The organism is Streptomyces sp. CHD11, from assembly GCF_018638295.1.
Taxonomy (GTDB): Bacteria; Actinomycetota; Actinomycetes; order Streptomycetales; family Streptomycetaceae; genus Streptomyces.
In genome coordinates this window covers 123,045-136,722 of the sequence record NZ_JABTTS010000007.1, presented here as the reverse complement: position 1 = coordinate 136,722, position 13,678 = coordinate 123,045, and the positions used below count along the sequence as shown (strand labels likewise).

Annotated in this window: 11 protein-coding genes; 2 read left to right on the top strand and 9 right to left on the bottom strand. The window is 71.4% G+C overall.

Translation table 11 applies throughout. The annotated features are described in order from the left end of the window. Positions 1 to 6: 6 nt before the first annotated feature. From HTV45_RS09385 to HTV45_RS09375, 3 genes are all read right to left on the bottom strand, one after another. Complete coding sequence (locus tag HTV45_RS09385; RefSeq protein WP_215205197.1) at positions 7 to 1,437, bottom strand: S28 family serine protease; 1,431 nt, start codon at positions 1,435 to 1,437, stop codon at positions 7 to 9. A 100-nt stretch (positions 1,438 to 1,537) separates the two neighbouring features. Further along, on the bottom strand, positions 1,538 to 1,924 hold the full coding sequence (locus HTV45_RS09380; protein ID WP_215205196.1) for a hypothetical protein: 387 nt from the start codon (positions 1,922 to 1,924) through the stop codon (positions 1,538 to 1,540). Positions 1,925 to 2,060: 136 nt separating this feature from the next. Beyond that, positions 2,061 to 5,768: an ABC transporter ATP-binding protein gene (locus HTV45_RS09375; RefSeq protein ID WP_215205195.1), complete on the bottom strand. Its 3,708-nt coding sequence runs from the start codon at positions 5,766 to 5,768 to the stop codon at positions 2,061 to 2,063. A gap of 214 nt (positions 5,769 to 5,982) precedes the next feature. On the opposite strand from HTV45_RS09375, the gene HTV45_RS09370 reads away from it, so the two are divergent. Then, positions 5,983 to 6,804 carry an endonuclease I family protein gene (locus tag HTV45_RS09370; protein ID WP_215205194.1) on the top strand — a complete coding sequence of 274 codons (822 nt, stop codon included), beginning with the start codon at positions 5,983 to 5,985 and terminating at the stop codon, positions 6,802 to 6,804. A gap of 51 nt (positions 6,805 to 6,855) precedes the next feature. On the opposite strand, the gene HTV45_RS34180 is transcribed toward HTV45_RS09370, so the two are convergent. The 4 genes from HTV45_RS34180 to HTV45_RS09355 all read right to left on the bottom strand — a co-directional run bounded on the left by HTV45_RS34180 (position 6,856) and on the right by HTV45_RS09355 (position 10,017). Beyond that, a complete protein-coding gene (locus HTV45_RS34180; protein ID WP_308309358.1) occupies positions 6,856 to 7,287 on the bottom strand; it encodes a M48 family metallopeptidase in 432 nt (143 codons plus the stop codon). Next, a complete protein-coding gene (locus HTV45_RS34175) occupies positions 7,218 to 7,898 on the bottom strand; it encodes an RloB family protein (RefSeq protein ID WP_251691806.1) in 681 nt (226 codons plus the stop codon). Before HTV45_RS34175 ends, HTV45_RS34180 begins: the two co-directional genes overlap by 70 nt. Beyond that, a complete protein-coding gene (locus HTV45_RS09360; RefSeq protein WP_215205193.1) occupies positions 7,898 to 9,175 on the bottom strand; it encodes an ATP/GTP-binding protein in 1,278 nt (425 codons plus the stop codon). Before HTV45_RS09360 ends, HTV45_RS34175 begins: the two co-directional genes overlap by 1 nt. 242 nt (positions 9,176 to 9,417) lie before the next feature. Beyond that, on the bottom strand, positions 9,418 to 10,017 hold the full coding sequence (locus tag HTV45_RS09355) for an NADPH-dependent FMN reductase (RefSeq protein ID WP_215205192.1): 600 nt from the start codon (positions 10,015 to 10,017) through the stop codon (positions 9,418 to 9,420). 114 nt (positions 10,018 to 10,131) lie between these two features. On the opposite strand from HTV45_RS09355, the gene HTV45_RS09350 reads away from it, so the two are divergent. After that, positions 10,132 to 10,971 carry a helix-turn-helix domain-containing protein gene (locus HTV45_RS09350; RefSeq protein ID WP_215205191.1) on the top strand — a complete coding sequence of 280 codons (840 nt, stop codon included), beginning with the start codon at positions 10,132 to 10,134 and terminating at the stop codon, positions 10,969 to 10,971. 7 nt (positions 10,972 to 10,978) lie between these two features. Here HTV45_RS09350 and HTV45_RS09345 read toward each other — a convergent pair whose 3' ends face one another. Beyond that, positions 10,979 to 12,664, bottom strand: a complete 1,686-nt coding sequence (locus tag HTV45_RS09345) for a thiamine pyrophosphate-binding protein (RefSeq protein WP_215205190.1) — start codon at positions 12,662 to 12,664, stop codon at positions 10,979 to 10,981. Then, complete coding sequence (gene speB / locus HTV45_RS09340; protein WP_215205189.1) at positions 12,661 to 13,629, bottom strand: agmatinase; 969 nt, start codon at positions 13,627 to 13,629, stop codon at positions 12,661 to 12,663. Before speB ends, HTV45_RS09345 begins: the two co-directional genes overlap by 4 nt. Between the last annotated feature and the right edge of the window lie 49 nt (positions 13,630 to 13,678).

Below are 13,678 nucleotides of genomic sequence, written 5' to 3'. Positions count from 1 at the left end.
CGCGTCCTACGGCCGCAGCGTCCGCTGCTGTTCGACGTCCCGCTTGTCGAGCTTCGCGTCGAACTTCGCCAGCGGCTTCGCGGCCGCCGGGTTCTCCTGGACCGCGGTCGGGGCGACGTCCGCCCAGTCGAGGATGCGGGCCGTGGCGAACGCCTTCTCCTTCGCGACCAGACCGGCCACGTTCGCGCCGTGGTTCATGCCGGGCGCGGTGAACACGTACGAGTCACGCGCGCCGTGACCGACCCGGAACGGCTCGGCGCCCCACGGATCGTTCTCGCCGTAGACGAACAGCATCTGACGGGCGTTGTGGCGGACCCAGGTGTCGACGTCCCGCATGACCCACGGCTGGAACTTCATGTCGATGGAGCGGGGCACGAAGTTGCGCGGCGGCTGGTAGCCGTAGCGGACGTACTTCCTCTCGATGTGCGGGAAGTGGATGGTCGGCGCGCCCAGCTGCGTACCGGCCTGGTAGTAGTACGGCGTGTACGGGCTCAGGCCCTGGTCCGTGTAGAACGAGAAGCCGGAGATCGTGTCGACCGAGGTCCAGATCTCCTCGTCGGTGGCGTTCTTCGCGTCCGCCGGGATGTCCGCGCAGTCGGCCACCGTGCTGTACTGCCAGAAGCCCCACACGTAGTCCAGGACGACGGCCTCGTAGGCCCGGTCCAGACTGCCCACGGTGTCGAAGGTGTAGCCGTTCTCGGCGGCGGCCGCTTCGTACTTCTTCTTCAGCGGCGCCCGGCGCACCAGCGCCTCGCGCTGCACCCCGTTCAGCCGGTCGCGGCACTCCTTGGTGCCGACCGTGCGGAAGAAGCGGTCGTAGGCGGAATCCTCCCTGTTCACCACGTCGTTGGGGGCGACGTAGGCGACCACGCCGTCCATGTCACGCGGGTAGAAGCGCTCGTAGTAGGTGGCGGTCATGCCGCCCTTGGAGCCGCCGGTGGAGATCCAGTTCTCGGAGTAGATCTTCTTCAGGGCCTTGAAGATGCGGTGCTGGTCGCCGGCGGCCTGCCAGATGTCCAGCTTCGACCAGTCGGCCGGCTCGGGCCGGGACGGGGTGAAGAAGCGGTACTCCATGGAGACCTGGTTGCCGTCCACGATCTGGGTCGGCTCGGCGCGCCGCGGCGTCGTGGAGACGCTGTAGCCGCCGGTGTGGAAGACGGTCGGCCGCGCGGTGTCCTTGTGCAGCACGGTGATCCGCTGCTGGAAGGTGCCCTTGGCGGGCCTGCGGTGGTCGACCGGCTGGGTGTAGTTGAGAACGAAGAAGCGGTACCCGGCGTACGGCTTCTCCTCGATCAGGCTCATGCCCGGAACGGAGAGCAGCCTCTCCTTGATGTCAGCGGTGCCGGCCTCCGGCTCGGCGGCTGTGGCCGCCCCGGCCGTACTCAGTGTGCCTATGAGCACCGTGAGCGCCAGCAGCCATCTGAGCGCCTTGCGCATGCGCACTCCCCTGTGAGACGGATGTGCGCCGGAAGGTATCGGACCAACTCGCCTCAGCAACAGGGGACCTAGGGATAACCCTCGATCGGCGCGGTGTCCGTCAGCAGAGGATCCAGCCGGAGCTGACCGACACCTTGCCCACGCTGCCCTTCACCCACACACAGCGGCGTCCGGCGTGTACGGTCACCGGGCCCGCGTGGTACTTGTAGCTGCCCTGGTCGACGACCGGCCGGCCGCCGCGCGCCCGTACGCTCACCGACATCTTCCGCTTGGCGCCCGGCTTCCCCGCGACGGTGACGGCGCAGACATAGCCGCCCCGTTTGTAGACGGCCACGGACCCGGTGGAGATCGACAGGGTGCGCATCTTGCGGCCGGGGCAGTTGGCGGCGGCCTGGGCCCCGGCGGGCGTGGCGACGGCGAGCAGCCCGGAGGCGGTCAGCACCGCGAGGCCCAGCGCGAGCCGCCGGTGTATCGCTCCACTGCCCACGGTCGTCCTCCCGTACCGCGCCCAACTGTGTACGCGTGTACGGACGCTTGGCGTAGCCCCGATGGTTGCGCGGGGTACTCGCCCCACCTGCGCGGGGCCCCACCTGCGTGCCCGCCCCGCGCGCCGGGGGCGCTCCTCATGCCGGCGCGGGCACGTCCTCGCCGACGAACGTCCGCCACAGCGCGGCGTACGCGCCACCGAGCCGGAGCAGTTCCTCGTGGGTGCCGTCCTCCGCGACCCGTCCGTCGTCCATGACGATCACCCGGTCGGCGCGGGCGGCGGTGGTGAGGCGGTGGGCGACGACCAGCGTCGTGCGGCGGCCCGCCAGGCGGTCGGTCGCCTGGTTGACCAGGGCCTCGGTGGCGAGGTCCAGCGCGGCCGTGGCCTCGTCGAGGAGCAGGACGTCCGGGTCGACCAGCTCGGCCCGGGCCAGCGCGATCAGCTGGCGCTGGCCGGCGGAGAGGTTGCGGCCGCGCTCGGCGACCTCGTGCAGGTAGCCGCCCTGCAGCGTGGCGATCATCTCGTGCGCGCCGACCGCGCGGGCCGCCGCTTCGACCTCGGCGTCGGTGGCGTCCGGGCGGCCGTAGGCGATGGCGTCGCGGACGGTGCCCGGGAAGAGGTACGCCTCCTGCGGGACGACGCCGAGCCGGTGCCGGTACGCCGTGAGGTCCAGGTCCCTGAGGTCGGTGCCGTCGGCGGTGACCCGCCCGCCCGTGGGGTCGTAGAACCGGGCGACCAGCTTGACCAGGGTGGACTTGCCCGCGCCGGTCTCGCCCACGAAGGCGACGGTCTGTCCGGCGGGGATGGTGAGGTCGATGCCCTCGAGCGCCGCCTCGCCGTCCCCGTAAGCGAAGCGCACGTCCTCGAAGGCGATGTCTCCGCGCAGGGAGGGGACGGGGAGCGGCTTGTCGGGCTGCCGTGTGGAGGTGGGCTCCCGCAGCAGCTCCTGGATGCGGCCCAGCGAGACGGACGCCTGCTGGTAGCCGTCGAAGACCTGGGAGAGCTGCTGCACGGGCGCGAAGAACAGGTCGATGTACAGCAGGTACGCCACCAGTGAGCCGATCGCCAGCGTGCCGTCGTCGACCCGGCCGCCGCCCACGACCAGCACCGCCACGGCCGCGACCGACGACAGGAACTGCACGAACGGGAAGTACACCGAGATCAGCCACTGGCCCCGGATACGGGCGCTGCGGTAGCTCGCGCTGCGCTCGGCGAACCGGCGCCCGCCGTCCCCCTCGCGGCGGAACGCCTGGAGGATCCGCAGCCCGGACATCGACTCCTGCAGATCGGCGTTGACGCCGGAGACCCGCTCCCGCGCCAGTTCGTACGCCTTCACGCTGGACCGGCGGAAGAAGTACGTGCCGACGATCAGCGGGGGCAGGGTGGCGAAGACGATCAGGGCGAGCTCGATGTCGATGACCAGCAGGGCGCCCATGATGCCGAAGAAGGTGACCACGGAGACGAACGCCGTGACCAGGCCGGTCTGCAGGAACGTCGACAACGCGTCGACGTCCGTCGTCATCCGGGTGGTGATCCGGCCGGTCAGCTCGCGCTCGTAGTAGTCGAGCCCGAGCCGCTGGAGCTGGGCGAAGATCTTCAGCCGCAGCGAGTACAGGACGCGTTCGCCGGTTCGTCCGGTCATCCGGATCTCGCCGACCTGCGCCGACCACTGGACGAGCACGGTGAGCAGCCCCAGCAGGGCGGCCGCCCAGACCGCGCCGAGGGCGGCCTGCGTGACGCCCTGGTCGATGCCGTGCCGGATCAGCACCGGCAGCAGCAGCCCCATGCCGGCGTCCACGGCGACCAGGCCGAGGCTGACGAGGAGCGGTGTGCGGAAGCCGCGCAGGAGGCGTCGAAGGCCGTAGGAGTCCTCGGCGCGGACCGCGCGGGCCTCGTCGACGTCGGGGACGTCGTCCGCCGGGGGCAGCGCCTCGACCTGGGCGAGGAGTTCCGGGGTCGCGGGGGCGTCGGCCAGGGCGGTGTCCCTGGGTTCACGGTCGCCGGTCCACAGCCGGGGGGTGACCCCGCGTTCGGCGTCGAATTCGGCGTCCAGCTCCGCGCGGACGGAGGTGTCCTCCTCCTGCGGCCCCGCGGGCGGTGTGTGGCCGGGCGAGACGCCGCCGAGCTCGTCGGGGTCGGTGAGCAGCCGGCGGTAGAGGGCGGAGCGCCGCTGGAGCTCCGTGTGGGTGCCGATGTCGGCGAGCCGGCCGTCGTCGAGGACGGCGATGCGGTCGGCGAGGTTGAGGGTGGAGCGGCGGTGGGCGATCAGCAGCGTGGTACGGCCGCGCATCACGCTCTTCAGCGCCTCGTGGATCTCGTGCTCGACGCGGGCGTCCACGGCGGAGGTGGCGTCGTCCAGCACCAGCAGGCGCGGGTCGGTGAGGATCGCGCGGGCCAGGGCGACGCGCTGGCGCTGGCCGCCGGAGAGGGTCAGTCCGTGCTCGCCGACGGTGGTGTCGTAGCCGTCGGGCAGTTCGCTGATGAACCGGTCGGCCTGGGCGGCGCGGGCGGCGGCGGTGATCTCCTCGTCGGTGGCGTCCGGGCGGCCGTAGGCGATGTTGGCGCGCACGGTGTCGGAGAAGAGGAAGGAGTCCTCGGGGACCAGGCCGATGGCCGCGCGCAGGGACTCGGTGGTCAGCTCGCGGACGTCGTGGCCGCCGACGAGGACGGCGCCGTGCGTGACGTCGTAGAAGCGCGGCAGCAGGAGGGAGACGGTGGACTTGCCGGAGCCCGAGGCGCCGACGACGGCGAGGGTCTCGCCGGGGCGGATGTCGAAGCTGAGGCCGTCGAGAACGGGCCGGGAGGGTTCGTAGCCGAAGGAGACGTCGTCGAACTCGACGGTCGCCGGGGCGTCGGCGGGCAGTTCCCTGGTGCCGTCGGTCAGGGACGGCTCGGTGTCGATCAGGTCCAGGACGCGTTCGGTGGCGGCGCGGGCCTGCTGGGCGACGGTGAGGACCACGGCGAGCATCCGGACCGGGCCGACCAGCTGGGCCAGGTAGGTGGAGAAGGCGACGAAGGTGCCCAGCGTGATGTGACCGCCCACCGCGAGCCAGCCGCCGACCGCCAGCATCGCCACCTGGCCGAGCGCGGGGACGGCCTGGAGGGCCGGGGTGTACCGGGAGTTCAGGCGGACGGTGCGCAGCCGCCCGGCGAACAGCCGCCGTCCGACCTCGCGCAGCTTGCCGGTCTCCTGGTCCTCCTGCCCGAAGCCCTTCACCACGCGGACGCCGCCGACCGCGCCGTCGACGACTCCGGCCACGGCGCCGGCCTGTGCCTGCGCGTACCAGGTGGAGGGGTGCAGCCGGACGCGGCTGCGCTTGGCGATCCACCACAGGGCGGGGGCGACGGCCAGGGCGACGGCGGTCAGCGGCAGGGACAGCCACGCCATGATGACCAGGGAGATCAGGAACAGCAGCAGGTTGCCGATGGTCATCGGCAGCATGAAGAGCAGGCCCTGGATGAGCTGGAGGTCGCTGGTGGCACGGCCGACGACCTGCCCGGTGGACAGCTCGTCCTGACGTCTGCCGTCGAGCCGGGTGATCGTGTCGTACATCTCGGTGCGCAGGTCGTGCTGCACGTCGAGGGCGAGCCGGCCGCCGTAGTAGCGGCGGATGTAGGTGAGGACGTAGACGACGAGCGCGGCGCCGACGAGCAGGCCGGCCCAGGTGGTCATGTTCCTGGTCCTGTCGCCGATGACGTCGTCGATGATCACCTTGGTGATCAGCGGGACGAGCGCCATGACGGCCATGCCGCCGAGGGAGGAGCCGAGTGCGAGGACGACGTCCTTGCGATGACGCCAGGCGTACCCGGTCAGTCGTCCTGCCCATCCCCGTTGCGGTGTCACTCGGGTGCCCTCCGATCGTCCTGATCTGCCGCAAGGCACCAACGCGGGCCGCGGCGGATTTCATCCCTCCGCGACAGCACGGGATGTACGCGCAGAGCGTAGTGACAGGTTCTCGTCACGCAATCGCCACGCTCCCTCCACTCACCTGACCGCATGTGCATGCCACTCTCGCGGGTATCTCCCCTGTGCAACCCGCGTAGATCGGACACCCCACATGCCCGCGATCCGCATACGCCGCCGCAACGCGGTGGCACTCGCCACGGCCGCCGTCCTCGCCGGCCTCACCGCCCCCGCCCTGACCCCCGCGGCCACGGCCAGCACCACGGCCACCACGGCCACCACGGCCACCTACGACGACGCGTACTACGACGGCGCCGCCGGCAAGACCGGTGACGCCCTCAAGAACGCCCTCCACACGATCATCAGCGACCAGACCAAGCTGTCGTACTCGGCGGTCTGGGACGCCCTGAAGGTCACCGACCAGGACCCGGGCAACAGCGGCAACGTGATCCTGCTGTACTCGGGCCTCTCCCGCGGCAAGTCCCTCAACGGCGGGGACACCGGCGACTGGAACCGCGAGCACGTGTGGGCCAAGTCCCACGGCGGCTTCGGTACCTCCACCGGCCCCGGCACCGACATCCACCACCTGCGTCCCTCGGACGTCCGCGTCAACGGCGTCCGGGGCAACAAGGACTTCGACAACGGCGGCAGCGCCTTCACCGACAGCGGCGGCAGCCTCACCGACTCCGACTCCTTCGAGCCCCGGGACGCCGTCAAGGGCGACGTGGCCCGCATGATCTTCTACATGGCGGTCCGCTACGAGGGCGGCGACGGCTGGGCGGACCTGGAGGTCAACGGCCAGGTCGACAACGGCAGCAACCCCTACATGGGGAAGCTCTCCGTCCTCAAGTCCTGGCACCAGGAGGACCCGCCGGACGCCTTCGAGCAGCGCCGCAACGACGTCATCCACGACTCCTACCAGCACAACCGCAACCCGTTCATCGACCACCCGGAGTGGGTCGAGTCGATCTGGTAGGCCCCGCCGGGGCTGAACTCCTCCACTCGGAGAGGGGGAGTTCAGCCCGCCTTACCGGACATCACCCATCCAGAGCCGCCGCCCCAGCTCGTCGAGGTCCGCCCGCCGTTCCTCGTACTCGGGCAGCGCGGTCCGCAGCAGCCGCCAGAAGTCCTCCCGGTGCCCGGACACCTTCACATGGGCCAGTTCGTGGGCGATGACGTAGTCGATCAAATGCATGGGCAGCTGGAAGAGCGGCCACCCGAGACTCATCAGACCCTTGGCGCCCGCCCCGGCCTGCGGCGGCCGGTAGGAACCCCATCGGTTCCCCAGGTCCCGCACGTCGAGTTCCGGCTCGGTCACCCCCATGCGGGCCGCCCAGGGCTGAGGCTCGGGCCCTACCGAAATCAGCGCGTGATCATGGCCGAGAAGGGTCAGTAGCTGTCGATGTGCAGCGCCTTCTCCACGAACTCGTGCACGTCCGTGTAAGGGTCCCTGTCCCACTTGCCCACATGCGCCGCGTGCCGGCCGTTCATCCGCTCGGCGTTCTTCCGAGCCGCCTTGTAGCGGCCCAGGACCTGATCCGGCAGGACGACCTTGGGGGTCTTGGCGTCCTGGGAGCCTCGCTGGAACGGGAGCCGGCCGGCCGCCCCGTCGCACACCCCACCGAACGAGCCGCTGACCGGTTTGTAGTGCGCGAGGCGCCACACCTCGAAGCACGGATGGGAGAAGGCGACGCCGATGCCCGCCCTCTCCGCCTCGTCCAGTGCGTCGCGGACGTACGTGTAGTTGTCGTGGTCGAAGAGACACCAGAACTGAGGCAGGTACTTGGCCGCCAGATTGGCCCGCTTCGCCTTGCGGTCCTCGTCACGCTTCAGCCTGATCGCCTGCTCGACGAGGTCGAGCGGCTTACGCCCGCTGTCCGCCTTGCGGTTGGCGATGTGCATCTCCACCGGGACTTCGTCGGCGAGTGGGACGCCCCGGTCCTTGAGGATGTCCAGATACGAGGGTTCGGTCACCTTGCCCTCGGTGAAGATGAAGACCTGGCGCTTACGCTGCCCGCCCCGCCGGGCCGGACGCTCCCACGAGTCCCTGCCCTTCTGCGCCCGCCCCATCAGTCGCGCCCCGCCCCGTCCGCTCGCTCGCCTGTCCCGTCGTACGCGCCGGCCTCACGCGCCACCAGCAGCCGCCGCGCGATCTGCCCCTCCAGGAGAGCCGGAACCCCGCCGAAGGCACCCGCGAGATAGGACTGTGTGAGGTCCTCGTCCTCGCCCGGTTCCGCATCGGTGAGCGGATACAGTTCGGTCGCCCCGTCCTTGTCCTTCTCCGTCAGCCACACCTGCGCCGGGTCGAGGAGCCGCTCGCCGCTCGGGGTGGTGAGCACCGTCGCGTCGTGCGACGTGAAAACCAGCTGGGCGCCCTCGGGGTTCGCGTACGGGTCGTGGAAGAGCCGGACGACCTCGGCCGCGAAGCGGGAGTGCAGGCTGGCGTCGAGTTCGTCGACGAGGAGGACCGCGCCCTCGTCGAGGGCGAGGAGCAGGGGGCCCAGGAGGGCGAACCAGGACCGGGTGCCGTAGGACTCCTCCCGCCAGTCGAAGGACACGTCCCCGGCACCCGAGTGGTGCGTCAGCTTCACCGTGTCCCGGCCCGGCCCGTCCTTGACGACCGTCGCTCCCGTGATGCCGAGGTCGGCGACCCTCAGAAGCTCCTGGATCCTGGTGGCCCTCGGGCCGGACAGCTCCTTCGTGGTGTATCGCGCGCGCTCGTCCCGCTCGACCTCCGGGCTGATCATCCAGAAGTTGCGGCGGAACCAGTGGAACAGCGGGGAGAGCTGCGGGTGGTTGTCCGTGCCGGCCGTGGAGAGCAGCAGCGCGTTCGGCCGCGTACGCCGTACGAGCTGGGCCCGGTCCTTGACCCGTCCGCCGGGCCACTTGAAGACGTCCGGCCGGGAGGCGTCGCGGTCGAGCCATTCCTGACGGTGGCCGCGCGGGTAGCTGTGCAGCCATTCCGACTCGACGCGCTTGGCGCCGAGCTCGAAACCGTACGTCCAGCGGACCCCGTCGATGACGACATCGACCTCGAAGAACGAGGGTTCGCTCTCGCTCTTGGGGTCCAGGGAGAAGACGTGACGCGGAATACCGTCGTAAGAGGCCCAGTGCGCGTAGGAGTTGAGGACCGCCTTGCTCATGTCGGTCATCGCGCTCAGCACATTCGACTTCCCGGAGGCGTTGGCCCCGAAAATGCCGATCAGCGGGAGCACCGAGAGGGATCCGCCGCCCGCGAGTTCCACCGGTTTCCCCGATGCGTCCTGTCCGTCGCCGGACGCGACGAAGGACAGCTCCTGCTCGTCCCGCAGGGACCGTACGTTCGCGACGCGGAATCTCAGTAGCAAGCCGCCCTCCTCTCCGTGGTCAGGGTAGTCGCCGCGCAGGACGACAGCCCGGCCGGGAAGCCCGCGACCTCACGGAACATACCGTCGGCAGGATCGCTTCCGCAGCCGATCGAGTGATCGACATCGTGCGCACCCCGCTCCCTCAGAGCGGGAAGAGCGCTCCGGAGGACAGGCGCAGGTGTCGTCGACGGCGGGGGTCAGGGTGGCTGCCGACCGCCCTGACCGACGTCCTCCCGCCGTCCTCACGCCGGGTAGGGGGCCGCCTCGCGGGCCGTGCGCAGTGCACCGGCCCACCAGGACAGCTGCTCCAGCAGGCTCTTGGCGTAGCCCGGGGCCTCCGGGTCGAGCGGGCGGCCGTCCTGCCAGTTGGCGTAGTACAGCGGGAAGGCGAGACCGTCGCGGATGGTCACCGCGTGCAGTTCGGTGAGCACGTTCTCCAGGTGCAGCACCGCGTGCCGGCCGCCGGCCGCGCCGCCGTAGCTGACGAAGGCGACGGGCTTCGCCGCCCACTGGGTGTAGTGCCAGTCGATGGCGGCCTTCAGGGACGCCGGGTAGCTGTGGTTGTACTCCGGTGTGACCACGAGGAACGCGTCGGCGCCCTGCAGCGCCGCCGTGAGCGGGGCCATGGCGGCGGGGCGCGGATAGGAGTCGGCCGCGAGCTTCGGGTGGGCGTCCGGCAGCGCCGTGGGGATGTCGAAGTCCGCCAGATCGACGATCTCCACCTCGAAGCCGCCGTGCCGGCGGGCCTGCTCCGCGACCCACGAGCCCACGACGGGACCGAACCGTCCCTCACGGACGCTGCCGACGACGACCACGAGCTTGTGCTGGGTGTTGTTGTCCATGCCCTCCACCCTGGAAGCAGGACGCGGACGCAACCAGACCGTGCTCAGGCTGGCCCCGACAGGGCCACCCTGAGCCCTCCGCCAGGGGCGGGGTGCCGTCCTATGCTCGGGGCCATGGGGACACCGCTGGGCGACTTCATCCGGGTCAAGCGCGACAGCATCCAGCCGGAGCAACTGGGGCTGCCCGATCACGGCCGCCGCCGCTCGCCGGGACTGCGCCGCTCGGACGTCGCCGCGCGGGCCGGTGTCAGCGTCGAGTACCTGACCCGTATCGAGCAGGGCCGGGACCGCAACCCCTCGGTGGCCGTGCTGCACGCCCTCGGTGACGCGCTCGCCCTGAACACGGCGGAGCGCGAGCACCTGCGCTACCTCGCGAAGGTCACCGGCGACGAGTGCACCGGTCATCTCGGCCCCGAGCCGGCCCGCCGTGAGGTCCGCCCGTCCGTGCGGGAGACCCTCCGCCTGCTCGAACCGGGCATCGCGGTGGTGACCAACCGGCTGGGCGACCTCCTCGCGTGGACCGGGGCGTACGAGGCCGTGACGGACGGTACGGGACTGCTGGACGGCGACGCCCCGAACCTCACGCGGTACGTCTTCACCGACGCCCGTGCGCAGACCTTCTTCGACGACTGGGACGCCGTCGCCGACGAGCAGGCGTTCGACCTGTGGCTCGGCCCGAGGATGGAGAACGCGGAGCGGCTCGCCGCCGAGCTCGCCCCCGCGGCCGGCCCCGAGTTCACCCGGCGGCTGAACTCCCACGTGGTGCCGCCGCGCGGAGAGCTGCGGCTCAGCCACCCCGCCGGGTACGCGCTCCGGCTGCGCCGGCAGACGCTGGACCTCCCCTCGGACCTCCAGCAGCTGCTCGTCCTGCTGCCCTTGGACGAGGAGACGGCCCGCGCCGTCGGCCTGCTGCGCGAGCGTTCGGGTCACGGCAGGCTGCGGGCCATCTCGTAGGCCCCGCTCAGTCCAGGTGCGTCGGCGCGAACATCCGCAGGACGGCGGGAAGGACGACGACCGACGGACCGGGGGCGGACAGGGCCTTCGCGAGGTCCCGCTCCAGGGATTCCGGGGTGGTGCGCAGGCCCGGGACGCCGAAGGACTCGGCGAGGGCCACATAGTCGGGGCGGGTCAGTTCCGTTCCCGTGGGCTCGCCGAACGCGTCGGTCATGTACTCGCGGAGGATGCCGTAGCCGCCGTCGTCGACGATCAGCCAGGTGACGTCCAGGTCGTACTGGCGGGCGGTGGCCAGCTCGGCGATCGAGTACAGGGCACCGCCGTCACCCGAGACCGCGAGGACCGGGCGGGTGGGGTCGGCGACCGCCGCGCCGAGGGCGGCCGGGAAGCCGTAGCCGAGGCCGCCCGCGCCCTGGGCGGAGTGCACATGGTTGGGGCCCATGGCGTCGAACGCGGACCAGGCCCAGTAGGCGAGGATCGTCATGTCCCAGAAGGACGGCGACCGGGTGGGCAGGGCGCGGCGGACGGCCGTCAGCACCTGCTGTTCCAGGGTGAGTTCCTGAGCGGCGATCCGTTCGCGCACGCGGTCCAGCAGGTTCCGTACACGCTCGGGGGCGTCCGCGTCCTCGCGGGGTTCCACCGTCTCCAGGAGCGCCTGGAGGGCCAGGCGCGCGTCGGCGTGGATGCCGAGGCCCGGGTGGTTGGACTCCACCTTGCCGAGGTCGGCCTCGATCTGGATGACCTGACCACGGGGCGTGAAGGTGTGGTAGTTCGAGGAGAGTTCACCGAGACCGGAGCCGACGACGAGGAGGACGTCCGCGTCCTCGAGGAAGTCGGTGGTGTGGCGGTCCTCCAGCCAGGACTGGAGCGACAGCGGGTGGGTCCAGGGGAAGGCACCCTTGCCGCCGGGGGTGGTGACCACCGGGGCCTGGATCCGCTCGGCGAGCTGCCGCAGTTTGCCGGAGGCGTCCGCACGGACCACTCCCCCGCCCGCGATGACCGCCGGACGGTCGGCGTGCGCCAGCAGGTGGGCGGCGAGGGCCGTGAGTTCGGGGCGCGGGGGCAGTTCGTCGGGGGTGGCGTCCACCGCCGTCACCACCGGCAGGACCGTCTCCGCGGCGAGGACGTCCTGCGGGATCTCCACCCACACCGGCCCGTGCGGCACGGTCAGCGCCGACTTCCACGCCTCCGCGATCGCCGAGGGGATCTGGGACGCCGCGCGCACCGGGTGGACGGACTTGACCACGCCGCGGAACGACGCCGACTGGTCGGGGAGTTCGTGCAGATAGCCGTGACGGCCACCGCCGAGGCCCGGCGTCGGGACCTGGCTGCTGATGGCCAGCACGGGCGCGGAGGCGGCGGCGGCCTCCTGGAGCGCGGCCAGGGAGGTCAGGGCGCCCGGCCCGGTCGACAGCAGCAGCGGGGCCGCCTCACCGGTGATCCGGCCGTACGCGTCCGCCGCGAAGGCGGCGTTGTTCTCCATCCGCAGGCCGACGTAGCGCAGGCCGGAGCGGCGCAGGGCGTCGAACACGGCGAGGGCGTGCTGGCCGGGCAGGCCGAAGACGGTGGCGGCGCCGAGCCCGGCCAGGGTCTCCACGACCAGGTCTCCGCCCGTGCGGCCGGGGGGAGGGTTCAGCGCGGCCTCCGTCTGTGCGGCGGTCGGGCGGAGCTCCAGGTCGTGGTCGTGAGTCACTTGGCGCGGGCCTCTGCAATCTGGCGGGACATGATCGTGGTCAGCTCGTACGCGGTGTGCGACGCGGCGACCGAGGTGATCTCGGCGTGATCGTACGCGGGCGCCACCTCGACGACATCCGCGGAGACCAGGTTGCAGGAGGCGAGTCCGCGCAGGATCTCCAGCAGTTCGCGGGAGGTCATGCCGCCGGCCTCGGGGGTGCCGGTGCCGGGGGCGTGGGCGGGGTCCAGGCAGTCGATGTCGATGGAGATGTACAGCGGGCGGTCGCCGATGCGCTGCCGCAGCTGGTCGGCGACCTCGTCGGCGCCCCGGCGGTAGACGTCGGCGGAGGTGACGATGCCGAAGCCCATCTTCTCGTCGTCGGTGAGGTCCTGCTTGCCGTACAGCGGGCCGCGTGTGCCGACGTGGGAGAGGGCGGAGGTGTCGAGGACGCCCTCCTCCACGGCCCGGCGGAAGGGGGTGCCGTGGGTGTACTCGGCGCCGAAGTAGGTGTCCCAGGTGTCGAGGTGGGCGTCGAAGTGGAGCAGGGCGACGGGGCCGTGCTTCTTCGCGACGGAGCGGAGCAGCGGCAGGGCGATGGTGTGGTCACCGCCCAGGGTCATCAGGCGGGCGCCGGTGCCGAGCAGGTCGTCGGCGGCGGCCTCGACCGTCTCCACGGCCTCGTTGATGTTGAAGGGGTTCACGGCGATGTCGCCGCCGTCCGCGACCTGCGCGAGGGCGAAGGGGGAGGCGTCCTGCGCGGGGTTGTAGGGGCGCAGCAGCCGGGACGCCTCACGGATGGCGTTGCCGCCGAAGCGGGCGCCCGGCCGGTAGGAGACGCCCGAGTCGAACGGCACGCCCACGACGGCGACGTCGGCGCGGCCGACCTCGTCGAGGCGGGGCAGCCGGGCGAAGGTGGCGGGCCCCGCGTACCGCGGCACGCGGGAGGAGTCGACGGGGCCGCGGGGCGTCTCGTTGCTGCTCATGGGGTGCTGCCTGCTTTCCTTCGGCTTCGCCTTGCGTACGTTCCGACCA

Bases quoted from the DNA above. Each gene is read 5' to 3' on its own strand.
- HTV45_RS09385 (WP_215205197.1), bottom strand. From the start codon at position 1,437: ATGCGCAAGGCGCTCAGATGGCTGCTGGCGCTCACGGTGCTCATAGGC.
- HTV45_RS09370 (WP_215205194.1), top strand. From the start codon at position 5,983: ATGCCCGCGATCCGCATACGCCGCCGCAACGCGGTGGCACTCGCCACG.
- HTV45_RS34175 (WP_251691806.1), bottom strand. From the start codon at position 7,898: ATGGGGCGGGCGCAGAAGGGCAGGGACTCGTGGGAGCGTCCGGCCCGG.
- HTV45_RS09355 (WP_215205192.1), bottom strand. From the start codon at position 10,017: ATGGACAACAACACCCAGCACAAGCTCGTGGTCGTCGTCGGCAGCGTC.
- HTV45_RS09350 (WP_215205191.1), top strand. From the start codon at position 10,132: ATGGGGACACCGCTGGGCGACTTCATCCGGGTCAAGCGCGACAGCATC.
- speB (WP_215205189.1), bottom strand. From the start codon at position 13,629: ATGAGCAGCAACGAGACGCCCCGCGGCCCCGTCGACTCCTCCCGCGTG.